General features: G+C 72.9%; 3 protein-coding genes. 1 reads left to right on the top strand and 2 read right to left on the bottom strand.

Annotation, left to right across the window (positions count from 1 at the left end):
- Nucleotides 1-443: hypothetical protein (locus D7V93_RS47105; protein WP_244237769.1), on the top strand; the 443-nt coding region annotated here is incomplete at its 5' end.
- A gap of 48 nt (nt 444-491) precedes the next feature.
- Here the strand turns inward: D7V93_RS47105 and D7V93_RS45970 are convergent.
- Nucleotides 492-1,064 (bottom strand): imm11 family protein, encoded by a 573-nt coding sequence (locus D7V93_RS45970; protein WP_167509545.1) that lies wholly within the window; start codon nt 1,062-1,064, stop codon nt 492-494.
- 280 nt (nt 1,065-1,344) lie between these two features.
- A partial coding sequence (locus tag D7V93_RS47545; protein ID WP_147451575.1) for a serine/threonine-protein kinase occupies nt 1,345-4,290 on the bottom strand: 2,946 nt, incomplete at its 5' end.

Raw genomic sequence — 4,290 nt, 5'->3', positions numbered from 1 at the left:
TCATCACCGCGCTGCCGATACCGACCGCGAGGCTCAGCCCCACCAGCCCGAGCGCGCTCCACCACCAGCGCCGCACCCGCGGCCGGGCGCGCAGCTCGGCCCGGGCCCGCGCGTGCGCGCGCCGCAGCGCCTCGGTGGACGCGGGGACGCTCCCTCAAGCGTGGGCAGAGCCGAAGCCGGAAGAGGCAAGTGAGCCGCCTGAGGCAGGGGCGAGGCAGGAGCCGACCCAGGAGGGCACGCCGCAACTGGATGGGGCCGGTTTGCTGCGCAGGAGCTTCGCGCTGGACGTGTTCGGGTGCGGCAGGTGTGGAGGCAGGCGCCGTGTGCTGGCGTCCCTGACGGCACCCGACGGGGTGCGCGCCCTCTTGGAGCACCTGGGACTGCCCACGGCAGGTGCGAGGCTGGCCCCGTCGCGCGGGCCCCTCCGGGCCGCGTGGTGTTGAAACTCAAGCCGCCAGGGCCAAGAGTGCCAAGCCCCCCATGATTGCTTCTCAACCCATCCAGTCTTCTGGCGGCACAAAAGTCAGCATGTCGAAACCCTGCGCCAGAAGATACTCCTTGACGCTTGCGTGCACGACTACTGCGCTCGTGTTCTCGGCAAGCCGAAACATCAGCGCGCCCCGCGTCTTGCTTTCGTCAATGGACACAGATTCAAAGTCGGTATCAATCAGGCCATCGCGACTACCGCCTATAACGGCAGACTCGTTCATATTGGCGGCAGAAACAACACCAACAAGATTGCACACCACGTACTCGAGTGACACAAAATCGCGAGCCGCGTGCGAGATGACCGCATCATATACATCCAGATTTCCAACCCCGGCGGCCAACAGCGCTGCATGGAGACGCCTGGTCATCAACAAGGTATCCACGTTCCAGAATTCTTCAATCTGAATTCCGTAGTCCGCGTGAAGGGTAACTTTCACGGGCTCCATGGGCGGGCTCTTGAAACGCCGACCGAATCTCCAGGAGTCTTTGCCATCGGGAGGCGCGATCCCTTCTATCAGTGCCGGATCATCCCAGTCTTCGGGCGCCGTGCATTCCAGCATGAAATATTTGCTCATCGCTCACGAACCTCGGATAGCGTCATTGTTCGTCTTTTCTTGCCAGCCTGACCAGCTTCGATGTGTAAATGAAGTTCGTCCTGGTGCTATGGGCGCCGAGATAGCTCCCTCAAGCGGGGGCAGAGCCGAAGCCGGAAAAGGCCAGGCGGGGCTCAAGTTCCGCCCGGTGGACGTCACCGTCCGCGACACGCTGGCGTACTTCAAGAGCCTCCCCGAGGAGCGCCGGAGCAAGATGCGCGCGGGCCTGCCGCCCGAGCGCGGGGCCACCCCCCGAGACGCGCTAATGCAACCGGGCCTGCAGCGACTTGACCCACGCCAGACGGCCGTTCCGCGTCCGGGCCTGCTCGAGTGCGGCGCGTGCGCCCGCGAGGTCCCCCGACGCGGCGAGCACGTGGCCGCGGAGGGCGAGGAGGCGCGGGTCCTCCGGCGTGAAGGTCAGGGACTTGTCGATGGCGGCGCGCGCCCGGGCGAGGTCGGCCGCCAGCGGTGAGGGCCGCGCGAGCACGACCTCCGTCTCCAGGCGCCAGCCGTCGGGGCTGCTCGCATCCTCGGCCTTCATGAGCTGCGCGTACCGGTCCGCGGCGGTGAGGGCCGGGAGGGGGTCGAGCCCGCGGCCCGCCAGCCACGCCGCGCGGTGCAGCTCGACCTCCGCCATCCGGCCCCGCATCGCCGGGTAGACCCCGGCCTTCACCACCTTCTCGAGCAGCGGCCTGGCCCGGGCGAACTCGGGCCCGGGGTCCCGTCCCGCCAGCACCGCGGCCTGGATCTCGAGCACCTCAAGCTCGGCGAGCTGGGCGGCGGCGACGATGTCGGTGTCGACGCGCGTCCGCAGCGTCGCGGCCCAGGGAGCCACCGCGGCCAGCGCGTCGTCAGGCCCCCGTCCCTCGAGGAGCACGGACTCGGCCCAGAGGACCGCGATCTGCACGCCGAAGCCGGCGAGCGCCGACTGGCCCTCGCCCATCGAGAAGGCCTCGCCAAGGATGTGGGCCGCCTCCGCATAGCGCGCGTCGGCCGCCTCGCCGGCGGACCAGCGCCGGGTGGCGTCCTGGCGCATGGCCTGGGCGAGCATGATGCGCGATACGATGGGGCGGTCTCCAATCTGCGCCACCCGGCGCGCCGCGACGAGCGCCGCCTCGATGTCCCCGGTCGAGTCGCCGCCGCGGATGCCGGTGGTCTCGGCGCGGTCCGCGTACATCTGCGAGAGCAGCGAGGGCGGGACGCTCGACTCGGGAGAGAGCTCGCCAGCGCGCGTCGCCGCCGCGATGCCCTTCTCCCAGGCCCAGCCCACCTCGTAATGGGCATCGCGCAGCTCGCGCGCGTAATTGAGGCAGGCCCAGGCGAGCCGCTCCCATGCGGAGCGGTTCGAAGGCGCGGCCCGCGTCGCGGCGTCGGCGGAGGTGACCGCGGCGAGGAGGTTCGGGCCCGGGTCGGTGCCGAGCATGCGTGCGAGCCGCCCCTTCTCCGCGAAAATCTCGGAGCGCACGACCAGCAGGTCCGGGTCCTTCGGGTCCAGGGCGAGCCCCTCGGCGAGGACCGCGAGCGCCGGGTCGAAGCGGTCGGCGCGGACCGGCTCGCGCTGCTGGCGGACCATGCCCTCGTGCATGAGCGCCTGGGCGAGCAGGAGGCGGGGGCGGGGGGCGCTGCGTCCTATCTCCGCCGCGCGCCGGAGCGCCGGGAGGGCCTCGGCGAGGGGCGTGAGCGTCCCGTCAAGGTCTCGCGTCTCGTAGACCTCGAGGGAGCGGCGCAGCCAGGCCTCGCCCTCGAGGGTGCTCGCCTCGAGCGGGTCGGCCCCGGCCTCGCGCGCCCTCCGGGCGAGCGCGGCGGCGTCGGCATGGCGCTCCTCCACGAGCGCGATGCGGGCCTCGAGGAGGTCGCGGTCGGCGCCGGTCGCGGCGGGGACGAGCCGCAGGCGCGCCACGGCGGGCTCGCGGAAGCGCGCCCGGAGCGCGGCGATTCGGCCCTCCTTCCGCTTCGGGTCGTCGATGCGCGGGAGCTGAGCGCGCTCGCGCGCGTAGCGCTCGCCGTCCAGCAGGCCGAGCGCGAGCGCCGCCTCGGGGTGATGGAACCCGAGCGTCCACGCCCGCTCGAGCGCCTCGCGGGCTGGGTCGGCGTCATGGAGGAGCTGGAGGCCGCGGCCGATGGCGAAGGCCCGCGCGGCCGCTCCGGCGCTGCCGTCCGCGCGCCGCAGCGCGTCCACGGAGGAGCGGATGGCCGCGTACTCCGGCGAGAGGTCGTGCGCGGGCGACAGGTGCGCGATGCGCATCGCGTTCTCCATGCGCTGCGCCTCGGCGCCCAGCCGCGCGGCCTCGAGCGCGTCCAGGCCCGCCCGCCGCTCGGCGAACGCGGCCCACGCCACGCCGAGCACCACCGCCGCCGCCGCCACGGCGGCGGCGCGCGCCGCCACCGGGTTGCGCCGCGCCCACTTCGTGGCGCGGTAGGCGAGCGTCGGCGGCCGCGCCAGCACCGGCTCGCTGCGCTGGAAGCGGCCGAGGTCCTCGGCGAACGCGAGCGCCGAGGGGTAGCGCGCGGCCGGTTCCCTCCGCATCGCCCACGCGGCCACGAGCGCCAGCTCGCGGGGGACCGCGGTGCCGAGGGCCGGCGGCTCATCGGCGAGGATGCGGCGGAGCAGGATCGCCGGCTCGGAGCGCCCCGACGCCTCGGCGAGCCCGTGGAACGGCGGGTGCCCGGCGAGCACCGCGTAGAGGGTGGCGCCGAGCGCATAGACGTCGGCGCGGAAGTCCACCGGGCCCGCGCTGGCGAGCTGCTCGGGCGCCATGTACTCGAGCGTGCCCGCCGGAAAGCCGGAGTGGGTGAGCCCGCCCTCCTCGCCGCGGGCGAGGCCGAAGTCACCGAGCCTCGCCAGCGGCACGCCCGGCCCTTCCTCCACCAGCACGTTGTCGGGCTTCACGTCGCGGTGCACGAGCCCCTGGCGATGGGCGGCGTCGAGCCCGAGGGCCGCCTGGCGCACCAGCTCCACCCGGGTGGCGAGCGTGAGGCCCGCGGCGAGGTCCGCGAGCGTCTTGCCCTCGACGAGCTGGAGCACGAGGCACGCGCGGCCCTCCAGCGAGCCGACCGCGTGCACACGGACCACGTTCTCATGCTCCACTCGCGCCTGCAGCCGCGCCTCGAGGACGAGCCGCTCGGTCTCGCGCGGGTCGTCGCCGCGCAGGAACTTCACCGCCACCGCGCGCTCGAGCGTGGAGTCGAAGGCGCGGTGGACCTGGCC

It is taken from the genome of Corallococcus llansteffanensis, from assembly GCF_003612055.1.
Taxonomy (GTDB): Bacteria; Myxococcota; Myxococcia; order Myxococcales; family Myxococcaceae; genus Corallococcus; species Corallococcus llansteffanensis.
This window is presented reverse-complemented; position numbering and strand designations above follow the sequence as displayed.